Genomic DNA, 14842 nt, shown 5'->3' on the forward strand with positions numbered 1-14842 from the left:
GGCGGGAGGGGGGTGTGGGAGTCGGGTGCCGGCGGGTGCGCGGCTGTTAGCGGGCGAAGCCGTCGCGCAGATGGCCGATGGAGTCGATCAGGAGCTGGCGCAGGTTCTTCAGGGATGCGGGGCTCACGTCCGGGCCGTACCGGCTGAACCAGACGTCCATGGCGGCGCGGCCGCAGGCCATGACCGCGCCGACGAGGGAGCGCAGGTAGAGCTCATCCGGGTCCGGGCCCGGGCCCAGCCGGTGCCGCGCGGCGTCGATGACCCGCGAGGTGCAGTTGTCCCACGCCTCGAGCTGGAAACGGGACATCTGGGGCTCGTTGCGGGTGAGGCTGAACACTTCGGCGGTGGCGGCCAGGTGCATCGGGTCGGCCAGGGCGATCAGGGCCTGCTGGGCGGACTCGAGGAGCGGTTCGCCGTCGGGCCGGTCCAGGAACTGGGTGATGGCGGTGTCGAGGAAGCTTTCGGTGATGCTCGCGATGGCCGCTTCGGCGCTCGGGAAGTAGTTGAAGAAGGTCCGGCGGGAGATGCCCGCCGCTTCGGCGATTTCCTCGACGGTGAAGCCGCCCGGGCCCTTGCTGCGCAGCAGGCCCAGCGCGGCGTCGGCGATTGCTTCGCGGGTGGCGGCCTTGTTCTGCTCCCGCCGCGACAGGGGGGCGGCGGGTTCGCGGACGTCTTGCATATTCCTACACTAAGTGCAATCTTGCACTGAGGGCAACAAAGTGTTCTGTGGATCCGGTCACACGGACGCGCGAACGGCCGCTAACGGCGACCTTTCGCGGGGCGAAGTCGCCGTTAGCGGCCGTTCGACGGGGTTCCGGAGCGCCGGGGTCAGTCCCAGCCGAGCAGGGCCCGCTTGAGTGTGTCCAGTCCGACCGAGCCCAGGTTCAGAGCCTTGGTGTGGAAGGCCTTGATGTCGAACGCGTCGCCTTCGCGGCTGCGCACCTCGTCGCGGATCTGCTCCCACAGCCGCTGTCCGACCTTGTACGACGGCGCCTGCCCCGGCCAGCCGAGGTACCGGGTGAACTCGAACTTCAGCTGGCCCTCGCTGATCGCGATGTTCTTGCGCAGGAACTCGTAGCCGGCGTCGGCCGTCCACACGCCGGAACCCCAGCGCTCCGGCATTTCGAGGCCCAGGTGCATGCCGATGTCGAACACGACGCGGGCCGCGCGCATGCGCTGGCCGTCCAGCATGCCCATCCGGTCGCCCGGGTCCGAGAGGTAGCCGAGCTCGTCCATCAGGCGCTCGGCGTACAGCGCCCAGCCCTCGCCCTGGCCGGAGACCCAGATGGCGTTGCGGCGCCAGTTGTTCAGCAACCCGCGCTGGTAGGTCGCCGTCGCCACCTGCAGGTGGTGGCCCGGGACGCCCTCGTGGTACACCGTGGTGGTTTCCCGCCACGTGGTGAACGAGTCCTCGCCGGCGGGCACGGACCACCACATGCGGCCGGGGCGGCTGAAGTCGTCGCTCGGGCCGGTGTAGTAGATGCCGCCCTCGTCGGTCGGGGCAATGCGGCACTCGAGGCGGCGCATGATCTCGGGGATCTCGAAGTGCACGCCGGCCAGATCCGCGACCGCCTTGTCGGACAGGCCCTGCATCCAGTCACGCAGCGCGTCGGTGCCGTGCAGCTGGCGGGCCGGGTCGGCGTCGAGCACCGCCATCGCCTCTTCCACGGTGGCGCCGTCCTTGATTTCCTGCGCGACCGCTTCCTGCTCGGCGATGATGCGGTCCAGCTCTTCGATGCCCCACTGGTAGGTCTCTTCGAGGTCGACGGCGCTGCCGAGGAACTCGCGGGACATCAGTGCGTACCGCTCCCGCCCGGCGGCGTCCGCTTCGGGTGCAGCCGGGAGCAGTTCCTCGGCGAGGAAGCTGCTCAACCGGGCGTAGGCGTCCCGGGCAGCCGCGGATCCGGCGCGCAGCGTTGCCTGCAGATCCTCCGGGAGGGCCTCACCGCCGGCGGTGGCTCCGGCGGTGAACTTGTCGAAGAACCCGCCGTCCTCGGCGTACTTGCCGGTCTGCTCGATGACGATGTTCACCTGCCGCCGGGCGGCCACCATCCCGCGCTCCTTGGCGGAGCGCAGCGAGATGATGTAGCCGGAGACGGCGTCGGGCACGTTGTGCAGGCGCCCGGCGATGTGGCGCCACTGCTCGGGGGTGTCGGTGGGCATCAGGTCGAAGATGGCGCGAATGTCCTGGGCCGGCGAGGCGATGTTGTTCAGGTCCATCAGGTCCAGGCCGGCCTCGTGGATCTCCAGCGAGAGGCCGAGCCGCTCGCGCATCGCGTCGAGGGTGACCCGGTCGACGTCGTCGACGGGCGCCAGGTCCTCCAGCCGGTCCAGCGTCTCCCGGGTGGCCTCGGCCAGGGCGAGGTACCCCGCGGGGGAGTAGTCCTTGTATTCGGTCTCGCGGCCGGGCAGGCCGAGGGTGGTGGCAAAGCCCGGGTCGAGCTGCAGCAGGGTTTCGGTGTGGGCGTCAGCGACGGCGTCGATGGCGGTCTGCGCCCGTTGGGAGGTGTTGTTAGTCACCCTGTCGACCCTAATACAGGCCGCGCCGCCAAGCACCGGGCCCCGGAACGGGGGCGAGTCGCAGCTGCCGGCGCCGGACCCAGTGCCGGCTGGAGGCGGGGGCCGGTGCCCCCTCTTCCTCGGCGGCCAGGGAGAGCACGACGGCGGCCAGCGCCGCGAGTTCCTCCTCCGCCGGGTTGCCCTTGACCACGGAAAACAGGGCCGGGTCCGGGGTGGTGCCGGCAGCGGCCCGGGTGTTCCCGTCCGCTGCCGCGGGAAGTTCTGCCGCGGCGCTCACAGCGGGATGTTCCCGTGCTTCTTGGCGGGCGTCACCAGGCGCTTGTCGCGCAGGGCGCGCAGGCCCTTGACCAGCTGCAGGCGCGTCTCGGACGGGGCGATGACGGCGTCCACATAGCCCAGCTGCGCGGCCTGGTACGGGTTGAGCAGCTCCTGCTCGTACTGCCGGATGACCTCGGCGCGCTTGGCTTCGACGTCCCCGCCGGCCTCCGCGACAGCGGCCAGTTCGCGGCGGTAGAGGATGTTCACGGCACCCTGGGCACCCATGACGCCGATCTGCGCCGTCGGCCAGGCGAGGTTGATGTCGGCGCCGAGCTTCTTGGAGCCCATCACGATGTAGGCGCCGCCGTAGGCCTTGCGGGTGATGACGGTCAGCTTGGGCACAGTGGCCTCGGCGTAGGCGTAGAGCAGCTTCGCGCCGCGGCGGATGATGCCCTGGAACTCCTGGTCCTTGCCGGGGAGGAAGCCGGGCACGTCCACCAGGGTGATGATCGGGATGTTGAAGGCATCGCAGTGCCGGACGAACCGGGCTGCCTTCTCCGAGGCGGCGATGTCCAGCGTGCCGGCGAACTGGATGGGCTGGTTGGCCACCACGCCCACGGTGTGGCCCTCGACCCGGCCGTAGCCGATGATCACGTTCGGCGCGTAGAGGGACTGCATCTCAAGGAAGTGCCCGTCGTCGACCACGGCTTCGATCACGGTGCGCATGTCGTAGGGCTGGTTGGCCGAGTCCGGGATCAGCGCATCGAGGGCCTCGTCCTCGTCGGTGGGCTCCGGTTCCTGCGCGTGCTCGGCCACGGGGGCTTCGGCCAGGTTGTTCGAGGGCAGGAAGTCCAGTAGTTCGCGGACGAACTCGATCGCGTCCGCCTCGTCGACGGCGAGGTAGGTCGACGTTCCGGTGGTCGAGTTGTGCTGCCGGGCGCCGCCGAGCGTTTCCATGTCCACGTCCTCGCCGGTGACCGTCTTGATCACGTCCGGGCCGGTGATGAACATGTGCGAGGTCTTGTCCACCATCACCACGTAGTCGGTGAGGGCGGGGGAGTAGGCAGCGCCGCCGGCGCACGGGCCCATGATCAGCGAAATCTGCGGGACGACGCCGGAGGCGTGCACGTTGTTGCGGAAGATGTCGGCGAACATGGCCAGCGAGGCCACGCCCTCCTGGATGCGGGCGCCGCCGCCGTCGTTGATGCCCACCACCGGGCAGCCGTTGCGCAGCGCGAACTCCTGCACCTTGACGATCTTCTCGCCGTTGACCTGGCTCAGCGAACCGCCGTAGACGCTGAAGTCCTGGCTGTAGAGGGCCACCAGGCGCCCGTCGACGGTGCCGTAGCCGGAGACGACGCCGTCGCCCAAGGGCTTCTTCTTCTCCATCCCGAAGGCGGTGGAGCGGTGCACCGCGAGGGCATCGAATTCGACGAACGAGCCCGGGTCCACCAGCAGGTCGATGCGCTCGCGGGCGGTGTTCTTGCCGCGGGCGTGCTGCTTCTGGACCGCCTCGGGCCCGGAGGGCTGCTCGGCCTGTGCCTGCCGGCGGCGGAAGTCGGCGATCTTGCCGGCCGTCGTCTGCAGATCAATGCTCGAATCGATGCTCATCTGGTCTCCGGTACTCGTGGCGGCTGTCGGCTGCTTCCGCACTTAAGTAGGTTTCACACAAAGCCGGGAGCGTATTGCCCAGTCTAATGACGGCTTCCGCGGCCGAGGTTGTAGGAAGTCCACAATTTCCCCTGCGGCTGGTTATCTCCCGCGCGGCCGCGGGGCGCCCGGTCTGCCGCTTTGTTACCGGCGAGTAACAAGATTCGGCTACCCTGTTGCCATGAACTCCAGCGATGACGCCGGCCGGTCCCTGCACGGCAAAACCTTGTTGATGTCCGGCGGCAGCCGGGGAATCGGGCTGGCCATTGCCTCCCGCGCGGCCCGCGACGGCGCGAACATCGTGCTGCTGGCCAAGACAGCCGAGCCGCACCCGACACTGGAGGGGACCGTCTTCACCGCGGCGCGGACGCTGTCCGACCTCGGCGGCCAGGCGCTGCCGGTGGTCGGGGACGTCCGGCGGGACGAGGATGTGGCGGCAGCCGTGCAAGCCGCCGTCGAACATTTCGGCGGCATCGACATCGTGGTCAACAACGCCTCGGCGATCGACCTGTCCAGGACACCGGACCTGAGCATGAAGCGGTACGACCTGATGGCGGACATCAACGTGCGCGGCACCTTCATGCTCTCCAAGTTCAGCCTCGATGCGCTCAAGGCGGCCGCCAACCCGCACATCCTCACCCTCTCGCCGCCGTTGAACCTGACCCCGCACTGGGCCGGCCTGCACCTGGGCTACACGATGGCCAAATACGGCATGAGCCTGACCACTCTCGGCCTGGCCGAGGAACTGAAGGAGGACGGCGTCGCGGTCAACTCGCTCTGGCCCTGCACACTGATCGACACGGCGGCCATCCGCGCCATGCCTGGCGGCAGCGATTTGGTGCGCGCCTCCCGCAGCCCGGAAATCATGGCCGACGCCGCGCACGCCGTCCTGACCCGGCCCAGCCGGGACTGCAGCGGCAACTTCTTCACTGATGAGCAGGTGCTGCGGGAGGAAGGGGTCACCGACTTCAGCGGCTACTCGAACGGCGCGCCCGAGGACCGGCTGCTGCCGGACATCTTCCTCTGACGAGAGCGCGGGCGGCGGGTTGCCGGGCGCCCAGGCGGGGCTGACGGGTTGCGGGGCTGACGCGCGGGTCCGCCGCCAATCCTGCCCGCGGGCCGGGTCCAGGAGCCGCCTGCACCGGCGCGGAGGCGGGTCCGCGGCCCATGCGCGGGCAAAGTTGGCGACCCGGCCCCGCCGCGCACTGCGGACCCCGAAGCGCGAGCGGCCAGTTGTGGCGCCCTTCCGGCGCGGGAGGCCGCCGCAACTGGCCGCTCGGGCTCGGCGGGGCAGAGTCGGCCCCGCCCGCGCTTCCCGGCCGGGACACAGCACGGATCGCTAAGATCGTTGCTATGGAATCCCGCGCACCCCTCGACCTCGACCGGCTCCGCTCCGGAGTGCTCGGACCGGACGGCGTTGCGCGTCTTGACGTTGTCGCGGAGACGGATTCCACCAACGCGGACCTGGTGCGCGCCGCGGCCGAGGGCGCCGACGCCTATCCCGACCTGAGCGTGCTTGCCGCCGAGTACCAGGCCCACGGCCGCGGCAGGCTCGACCGGTCCTGGACCGCTCCGGCCCGCTCCGCAATGCTCGTCAGCGTGCTGCTGCGTCCGGCCGGCCCGGGCGGGGCCGCGCTGCCGGTACGCGCCTACGCCTGGCTCTCCCTGCTCGCCGCGCTGGCGGCCGTGGCTGCTGTCGAGTCCGTTGCCGGGGTCACGGCGGCCCTGAAGTGGCCCAACGACGTTCTGGTGGGGGACCGCAAGCTGGCAGGCATCCTCGCCCAGCTCGGTCCTGCCGGAGCCGACGGCCTGCCGCCCGTCGTCGTCGGCACCGGGCTGAATGTCGACGTCGCCCCTGCGGACCTGCCGGTGCCCACTGCCACCTCGCTGCGTGCGGAGCTCGCGGAAGTTTCCGCCGGGGCCGGAGCCGCTCCCCGGCTGGACCGTACCGCGCTGCTTGACGCCTATCTGCACGAGTTCAGCCGGCTCTACCGGGCGTTCTGCCGCGCCGACGGCGACGCAACGGCTGGTCTGGACGGCGGCCCGTCGCTGAAGCACCGGGTCACCGAGGTGATGGTCACCCTCGGCCAGAGCGTCCGCGCCCAGCTGCCCGGGGACCACCAGCTCATCGGCATCGCGGACCGGCTCGACGACGAGGGGGCGCTCCGGATCGTGGACGCCGCCGGCCGCGAGCACACCGTCACTGCCGGGGACGTCATCCACCTGCGGCGGCACGACGGCGGCAACGGCAGCGATGCGTAGAGCCCTCCTTCCCGGGGAGCAAACGATCGTTGTCACCCGCCCGCAGGGCCGCTCGCTCGTCTGGCCCTCCGTGGTGTTCGTGCTCGCCCCGGCGCTGTGTGCCTACGCGGCTGCGCTGCTGCGCCGCAAGGACCTGGCCGCGACCGCCCCGGCCCTGGCTGATGCGCGCGACAGCCTGACCCTGGCGCTGCTGGCGGCCACCGTGCTGGTGCTGTTGTTCTTCTGCCTGCGCCGGCTGCTGGAGTGGGCCGGGACGCGCTATCTGCTCACCAGCCGGCGGCTGATTGCCCGCCGCGGGCTGCTGCGCCGCTCGGAGCAGCAGTACCCGCTCGCGGCGGTGCGCAGCCTGGACTGCCGGCAGAGCCTGCTGCAGCGGTTCCTGCGCAGCGGGAATCTCGTCATGGATCTCGGCGCCGAGGGGTCCAGCGTGCTCGCCGACGTCCCCGAAGTCGACAGGTTCCGCGCCATTGCGGTCGAGGCGATCGAGGACCTGCCGCAGACGGCTATGTTTGATGGGTACGGCGCGGCCGGCCCGTTCGAGGGCCCAGGCCCGGACGGGCGGCAGGGCCCGGACTGGCGGCAGGGCCCGGACGGGCGGCAGGGCCCGGGGGAGAGCGCATGGAACAGGACGGGAGGCGAAGCACAGTGACGGAGCAGCAATCGGGCCGGTCCGGCATGCCGGCCGACCTGGCGCCCAACCTGTCAGACCAGCAACCGCCCCAGCAACCACACCAGCAACCGCCCGCGGCGTCCGGCAGCGCGGAGCCCGGGGCCGGCGTGCGCGGCTCCAGCGAACGGGCCACCAATGAACGCCGTGCCGCGCGGGAACTCGAAGCCCGGCTGCTCGGCGGCGAACGCACGCTCAAGCGCCGCGAGGTCGCGGCGGCGGCCGGGGTCTCGCTGCTCTCGGCCCGCAAACTCTGGCGCGCCATGGGCTTCCCGAACCTCGGCGACGACGACGTCGCGTTCACCGAGACCGACCTGGAGGCGCTGACCACAGTGATCAACCTGGTCCGCGAGGGCAAGCTCACCGAGGAAGCGGCCATCTCCGTGACCCGCGCCGTCGGCCAGATGACGGACCGCATGGTGGTCTGGCAGGTGGAGGCGCTGGTCGAGGACATGGTGGTCCAGCGCGGGATTCCCGACGCCGTCGCCCGCAAGAAACTCGTCGAGGAGCTGCCGGAGCTCGTGGAGCCGCTGGAGAAGATGCTGGTCTACTCCTGGCGCCGCCAGCTCAGCGCCGGCGTGCAGCGACTGGCCGTCCGCGCCCAGGCCGGCCTCGAGGCCAGCGCCGAGGGACGCGAAGGCGACGAGGACGACGCTCCGCTGCCGCTGGCCCGCGCCGTCGGCTTCGCGGACCTGGTCTCCTACACCAGCCTCTCCCGCCGGATGAACGAAAAGACGCTGGCCCAGCTGGTGCAGCGCTTCGAGAACAAGTGCGCCGAAATCATTTCGATCGGCGGCGGCCGCCTGGTGAAGACGGTCGGCGACGAAGTGCTCTTCAACTGCGAGACCCCGGTGGCGGGGGCGGAGATTTCGCTCGCGCTCGCCGAGGCGATGGCGGAGGACGAGCTGCTGCCGGATGCGCGCGTCTCCATGGTCTGGGGCCGCGTGCTGTCCCGGCTGGGCGACATTTACGGCCCCACCGTGAACCTGGCGGCCCGGCTGACGGCGCTCGCCGAACCCGGGACGGTCCTGGTGGACGGCGTGACGGCGGCCTCGCTGAGCCAGGACGAGCGGTTCGTCCTGGTCCCGCAGGAGGTGCAGATGGTCCGCGGGTTCGGCGAGATCCACCCGTACCGGCTCACCCGCGGCCGCGGCGCAGGGCTGGTCTTCGACTAGGCCGGCCGCCTGCATACGGCGCGCCTGGAGACGGGCCTCTTGGATCGGGCCCGGGGAGATCTCCCCATCGCACCCGGCGCCGCTTTTCCGTAGACTGGCCCGTGGCCGCCATTGCGGGGGCACACGGGGGCAGCAGTACAGCCGGGGGAATATCCACTGTGAGACGACTCTTTTCCATGCGCGGTCTCGGAAAGCGCCAGCGGACCGCTCTGTCCGCGACCGCTTTCTCAGCCGTCGGAGCCGTCCTCGTCGCCGGCGCCATCATGTATCCGGGTTTCAAGACGGCCCAGGTCGACCTCAACGACGGCGGCGTCTGGGTCACCAGCAAGACCAACAACGCGATCGGCCACCTGAACTATCAGTCCAAGGTCCTCGACGGCGCGGTCCTTCCGGCGAGCAACTCGTTCGACGTGCTGCAGAACGCCGGCACCGTCTTCATGGACGACCAGGCCTCGGCCATCCTCAACCCGATCGACGTGCCGGACGTGAAGCTCACCTCGGACAAGAAGCTGCCCGGCTCCGCGGAGGTGTCCTTTGGCACCGACCTGCTCGCCATCTCGGACCGCTCCCGCGGCAAGGTCTGGGCGGCCACACCCGACACCCTGGGCTCGTTCAGCGAGCAGGCTTCCGACCCGGTGGCATCCGTTTCTCCGGGTTCGGCGGTCACCGTCGGGAAGAACGACGTGATCTACAGCGCGGACGTGAAGACCGGCGAGCTCCGGGCCACCCGCGTGGACGCAAGCGGTGCCGTCGCCGGCCAGGACGTGAGCACCCTGGAAGGGCTCAAGGGCGCCTCCAACCCGCAGCTGGCCGTCGTCGGCAGCAAGCCCGTGCTGCTCGACCCGGGCACCGGCACCCTCTACCTTCCCGGTGGCAGGACGGTCCACGTGGACAACGCCGCGGACGCGCGGCTGCAGCAGAGCGGCCCGGAAAGCTCCTTCGTGGCCGTCGCCACCCGGTCGGCGCTGCTCAAGCAGCCTCTGGACGGCAGCGCGGCGACGAGGGTCGACGTCGGTGCCTCCGGCGTGACGACGGCACCTGTGCAGCAGGACGGCTGCGTGCACGCGGCCTGGTCCGGCTCCAACAAGTACGTGCGCGACTGCCTCAACAGCGCGGACAACAAGAAAGCCGACATCCCCTCGGCCTCGGCCCGCTCCTCGCTCGTGTTCCGGGTCAACCGCAGCGTGGTCGTGCTCAACGACGTCAACAGCGGCAACGTGTGGATGGTCAACCAGAACCTGCAGCTGGTGAACAACTGGGATGACGTGATTCCCCCGACGGACAAGTCGGACAAGCTGCAGGACAAGGAATCGGCGGACCAGACCAACCAGACCACGCTCCCGGACCGGACCAAGCCGAACCGGCCGCCGGAGGTCAAGCCGGACAGCTACGGCGTCCGTGCGGGCAAGACCACGCTGCTGCCGGTCCTCGACAACGACTCGGACCCGGACGGGGACCTGCTCACCACCGCTGTGGCCGGTGACGGCCCGGGGATCGGCAGCCTGCAGCAGGTCTACGGCGGGACCGGCTTCCAGATCACTGTCCCGGCAGGCAAGTCCGGCTCGGATGCGTTCCGGTACACGGCCAGCGACGGCCGGGGCGGCACAGGGACGGCGCAGGTGTCACTGAATGTCATCCCGCCGGAACAGAACACCGCGCCGAAGCAAAAGCGCGACACCAAGTTCACGCTGCAGTCCGGCAAGTCGCTGAGCCAGAACATCCTCTCCGACTGGGCCGACGCGGAGGGGGATGACATGTTCCTGGTGTCCGCCCGCTCGGACAATCCTCAGGACGAGGTCAAGACCCGGCCGGACGGGCTGCTCACCTTCCAGGACGGCGGCGGCAAACCCGGCCGGCGCACGGTGACGGTCACTGTCTCGGACGGGACGGCCAGCGCCGAGGGCAAGGTCTACGTCGACGTGCGGGCCGACGGCGCGCTCGCCCCGGTTGCCAACGCCGACCACGTGACCGCCGTCGCCGGCCAGGACCTGGTCATCAATCCGCTCAAGAACGACATCGATCCCAACGCCGGGGCGCTCCGGCTGGCCCAGGTGGCACAGGACCCGAACGCTGAGACGGCCCTGAACGCTGACTCGCAGACCCTCACTTTCCGCTCCGGCACCGTCGGAGCGCACTACCTGACCTATCTGGTCACCAACGGCCCGGCCAGCACCACCGGCCTGATCCGGGTCGACGTCGTCTCCGGCAAGGAGGACGGCGCGCCCGTGGCGGTGCGCGACGTCGCGCTGCTCCCGGCCGGCGGAAGCACCTTGGTTGACGTGCTGGGCAACGACACCGACCCGTCTGGCGGGGTGCTGGTGGCGCAGTCCATTTCGGTGCCGCCCGGCTCACCGTTCACCGCCACCCTGATCGACCACGACGTCGTCCGGATCTCCGACGCCAATGGCGCGTCCGGCCAGCTGTCCATGAAGTACACCGTCTCCAACGGCACCGCCTCCGCCACGGGGGACATTTCGATCGCGGTCGTGCCCGCCCCTGGGAAGCTGCGGCCCCCGCAGGCCAAACCGGACGAGATCAACGTCCGGGTCAACGACGTCGCCACCATTGACGTGCTCGGCAACGACACCGACCCCAACGGCGGCAAGCTCACCCTGGACCGGACCCTGCCGCAGCCCGTCGACGGGGCGGACGGGCGGCTGTTCGCGGCCGAGAACACGCTGCGCTTCATCGCCGGGAACACCCCGAAGACGGTCTACGGCGTCTACAACGTGCTCAACGAGTCGGGCCAGAAGGACTCCGCGCAGGTCACCATCCACATCCTGCCCCGCGACGACGAACACAACTCCCGCCCGCAGCCGAAGAACCTCACCGGCCGCGTCGTCGCCGGCATGAGCGTGCGCGTGCCGGTGCCGCTGGACGGGATCGATCCCGACGGCGACTCGGTGCAGCTCGTCGGCGTGGACCAGGCGCCGTCGATGGGCACCGCCGTGGCCGGCAGCGGCTTCATTGACTACACCGCGGCAGCGGGGACCTCCGGCACGGACACCTTCACGTACCGCGTGCGGGACCGAATCGGCGCGGAAAACACCGCCACCGTCGTCGTCGGCATCGCCCCCGCCGAGGAGGTCAACCAGAAGCCGCTCGCGGTCGATGACTTCCTGACGGTCCGGCCGGGCCGCCAGGTGGCCGCCGACGTGCTCTCCAATGACAGCGACCCGGACGGGGACCCGATCAGCCTCAGCACCAACGGCTTCACGGCCAAGCCGGAGCTGGGCGCGCACGCCAGCGACCAGGGCCGGGTGGTGTTCACCGCCCCGTCGGCGGAGGGCACCGAGACCATCGGCTACACGATCCACGACAGCAAGAAGGCGCCCGCGAAGGCCAGCCTGCGGGTCACGGTCAGCCCGAACGCGCCGCTGCGCGCCCCGATCGCCCGGGACGACCATGTCACCGAAGCCGAAACACTGGGCAAGACCGCTGTGGACGTGCCCGTGCTCAAGAACGATGAGGACCCGGACGGCACCACGGACCAGCTGAAAATCAGCTTCCCCGGCAACCCGCAGACGGCCCGCGCGGGCGGCAGCGGCAACGTGATCGTCACGCTCACGGACCAGCCGCAGCTGATCCCGTACACGGTGACGGACATCGACAACCTGGACGCGACCGCAGTGATCTGGGTCCCGGGCAAGGGCCAGCAGTACCCGACGCTCTCCAAGTCGGGACCGGTGGAGGTCAAGGCCGGGCAGGCCGTGACGCTGAACCTGAACGACTACGTCGTCGTGCGGCAGGGCCGCAGCCCCCGGCTGACCCAGGCCGACCGGATCAAGGTGATCGGCGGTTCGGCCACCGACGTCATCGCCGCCAACGGGACAGCGCTGACCTACCGGGCGCTGCCGGACTACGCCGGACCCGGCTCGGTGACATTCGAAGTCACCGACGGCACCGGCCCGGACGACAACGCCGGGCTCAAGTCCACCCTGACCATCCTCACCAAGGTCATCCCGGACCCGAATGCCAACCACCCGCCGGTGTTCCAAGGCAGCGAACTCGACGTGCCCAAGGGCGAACCGGCCACCCTGGACCTGTCCGCGCTGGCCACCGACCCGGACCAGGGCGACACGTTGAAGTTCGACTTCGACGGCGCCCGGCCGGCCGGGTTCGGGCTCTCCCTCGACGGCAGCACACTGCGGGCCACGGCCAATGATGCCGCCGCGGTGGGGACCCGGGCGAGCGTGCCGCTGAAGGTCTCCGACGGACGCAACGAGGCCAAGGCGACGGTCAACCTGACAGTTGTCGCCTCGAACAAGCCGCTGCCGGTGGCCAACGACGACGTCGTCGCCGACGCGCACGCGGGCCGCACCGAGACGGTGAATGTCCTCGCAAACGACTTCAACCCGTTCCCGGAATCGGCGCTGAAGATCGTCAGCGCGCAGGTCGAAACCGGCAACACCACCGGAGCCCCAAGCGTCTCCGGATCCTCGGTCAGCGTCACCCCGGCCGAGAGCTACACAGGGGTCATGGTGGTCCGGTACACCGTGGAAGATAAGACAGGGGACCCGCTGCGCCGCGCCGACGGCCGGATCCGGCTGACCGTCAAGGGCAAGCCCGACGCTCCTTCCGCGCCCCGGGCCAGCGACGTCCGTGACCAGTCGGCGGTACTGACGTGGCAGCCGCCGGCGGACAACGGCTCGCCGATCACGAAGTACACCGTCCAGGGAAGCAACGGGTTCCGGCAGGACTGCGCCGCCACCACCTGCACCCTGACCGGCTTGACCAACAACGTGCCCTACACCTTCACTGTCACCGCCACGAACGCTGTCGGCACTTCGCCGGCTTCCGTCAGTTCCAACCAGGTGCGCCCCGACGTCAAGCCCGACACCCCGGCCGCCCCGACCGTCAAGGCCGGGGACAAGAGCCTGGCCGTCACCTGGACCACGCCGCGCAGCGCCGGGTCCCCGGTGAAGAACTACAACCTCGAACTCTCACCGCCGGCCCCGGACGGCGTCGCGGCGCGCAACAAGGTCACCGGCAACAGCTACAGCTGGACCGGGCTGCAGAACGGTGTGGCGTACAAGGTGCGGGTGCAGGCCAGCAACGACGCTCCGACGCCGTCGGATTTCAGCGCGTATTCGGCCGCTGACACTCCTGCCGGGCTGCCCGGCAGGCCGGCGGCGCCGACGGCGGCTTCGGTGTCCTCCGTGGGGTCGCAGAGCCAGATCCAGGTGAACTGGACACAGCCTTTCATCAACGGCGACCCGATCAAGACCTACCACGTGAAGGTGCTCCGCGGCGGCGCCGTCGTGGACCGGGTCGACGTGCCCGGCAACGCCACCACGACCACGGTGACGGCGCCGAATTCGGAGTCCAGCTACACGTTCACCGTCTCGGCCGAGAACAAGGCCGGCAACGGCCCGGACAGCCCGCAGTCCGCGGCGCTGCGGGCCAGCGGCAAGCCCGGCACGGTGGGGACTCCGACAGCGACGCCGGCCAACACGGGAGCCAGCGGGCACGAGCTCGATGTCACCTTCCAGCCGCTCACGGCCAGCCAGCGCAACGGCGCCACCGCCGCCGAGATCAGCTACAGCTACATCGCCACCACTGGGCAGTCCGGGCCCATACCGGCCGGCGGCGGCGTGATCGGCGGCTTCACCAACGGCACCGCAACGCGCATCACGATCACGGCGCACTCCGCGGCGAGCTCGCTCACCGGGGACGCCAGCAGTCCGAGTGCCGCCACCCGGCCCTACGGCAACCCCGGCCAGCCCGGCGTCTCCGGCTCCAACGGCGGCAGCGGGCAGCAGTCGGTGAGCTTCTCGTGGTCCGCACCCTCGAACCGGGACATCGCCAGCACCCGGATCCGGTTCGACGGCGGCGCCTGGGAGTCGGTGAACTCCTCCGGCAGCCGGACTTTCGGGACCGGCGACTACTCCACGACCCACCGGCTGGACGTGCAGAACATCAACTCGGTCGGCACCGCCGGGCCGATTGCCTCGGCCACCGCCAGCAGCGGCTCCAAGCCGCCGCCGCCGAAGACGACGGTCCGGGTCCAGGCGGGCACGTGGCACTCCTGCACCACCAACGGCAGCGACGGAGCCTACACGCCGCCACCCAACGCGACCTGCGACGGCTACCCGTCGCCCGGCGGAAACAACAACCTGGGCGGCCACTGGCTCGACTACGCGGACGGCTGGGTCGACATCGACAGGTGCTCGCACATCTTCGGCTCCAACAACACGCCGTGGTACCACATGACCAGCGGGCCGCAGAGCAGCCGCTGGGTCCGGACGGATACCGTGGACGTCAACGGGCCGGCCATCGGCTGCGGCTGACAGCCACCGCCGCATACCGC

9 protein-coding genes are annotated in these 14842 nt (G+C 70.2%); 5 read left to right on the forward strand and 4 right to left on the reverse strand.

All coding sequences use genetic code 11. The features are described from left to right. Positions 1 to 46: 46 nt before the first annotated feature. The 4 genes from KIH31_RS07880 to KIH31_RS07895 all read right to left on the reverse strand — a co-directional run bounded on the left by KIH31_RS07880 (position 47) and on the right by KIH31_RS07895 (position 4389). Positions 47 to 679 carry a TetR/AcrR family transcriptional regulator gene (locus KIH31_RS07880; RefSeq protein WP_214426539.1) on the reverse strand — a complete coding sequence of 211 codons (633 nt, stop codon included), beginning with the start codon at positions 677 to 679 and terminating at the stop codon, positions 47 to 49. Between the two features lie 149 nt (positions 680 to 828). After that, positions 829 to 2520: a DUF885 domain-containing protein gene (locus tag KIH31_RS07885; RefSeq protein ID WP_214426540.1), complete on the reverse strand. Its 1692-nt coding sequence runs from the start codon at positions 2518 to 2520 to the stop codon at positions 829 to 831. A 10-nt stretch (positions 2521 to 2530) separates the two neighbouring features. Then, the gene (locus KIH31_RS07890) at positions 2531 to 2797 is read right to left on the reverse strand and encodes an acyl-CoA carboxylase epsilon subunit (RefSeq protein WP_374224861.1); all 267 of its coding nucleotides are present in this window, start codon (positions 2795 to 2797) and stop codon (positions 2531 to 2533) included. Next, positions 2794 to 4389 (reverse strand): acyl-CoA carboxylase subunit beta, encoded by a 1596-nt coding sequence (locus KIH31_RS07895; RefSeq protein WP_214426541.1) that lies wholly within the window; start codon positions 4387 to 4389, stop codon positions 2794 to 2796. The genes KIH31_RS07890 and KIH31_RS07895 overlap by 4 nt, the downstream gene beginning before the upstream one ends. 220 nt (positions 4390 to 4609) lie before the next feature. Here KIH31_RS07895 and KIH31_RS07900 point away from each other — a divergent pair, with 220 nt between their 5' ends. The 5 genes from KIH31_RS07900 (at position 4610) to KIH31_RS07920 (ending at position 14822) form a co-directional block, all read left to right on the forward strand. After that, the gene (locus tag KIH31_RS07900; protein ID WP_214426542.1) at positions 4610 to 5455 is read left to right on the forward strand and encodes an NAD(P)-dependent oxidoreductase; all 846 of its coding nucleotides are present in this window, start codon (positions 4610 to 4612) and stop codon (positions 5453 to 5455) included. 326 nt (positions 5456 to 5781) lie between these two features. Then, the gene (locus tag KIH31_RS07905; RefSeq protein WP_214426543.1) at positions 5782 to 6690 is read left to right on the forward strand and encodes a biotin--[acetyl-CoA-carboxylase] ligase; all 909 of its coding nucleotides are present in this window, start codon (positions 5782 to 5784) and stop codon (positions 6688 to 6690) included. Next, positions 6683 to 7339 (forward strand): PH domain-containing protein, encoded by a 657-nt coding sequence (locus KIH31_RS07910; RefSeq protein WP_214426544.1) that lies wholly within the window; start codon positions 6683 to 6685, stop codon positions 7337 to 7339. The genes KIH31_RS07905 and KIH31_RS07910 overlap by 8 nt, the downstream gene beginning before the upstream one ends. Continuing rightward, complete coding sequence (locus KIH31_RS07915; protein ID WP_307857580.1) at positions 7336 to 8532, forward strand: adenylate/guanylate cyclase domain-containing protein; 1197 nt, start codon at positions 7336 to 7338, stop codon at positions 8530 to 8532. The genes KIH31_RS07910 and KIH31_RS07915 overlap by 4 nt, the downstream gene beginning before the upstream one ends. Positions 8533 to 8708: 176 nt before the next feature. Beyond that, a complete protein-coding gene (locus KIH31_RS07920; protein ID WP_214426545.1) occupies positions 8709 to 14822 on the forward strand; it encodes an Ig-like domain-containing protein in 6114 nt (2037 codons plus the stop codon). The last annotated feature ends 20 nt before the right edge of the window (positions 14823 to 14842 follow it).

Source organism: Paenarthrobacter sp. DKR-5 (assembly GCF_018531425.1).
Classification (GTDB): Bacteria; Actinomycetota; Actinomycetes; order Actinomycetales; family Micrococcaceae; genus DKR-5.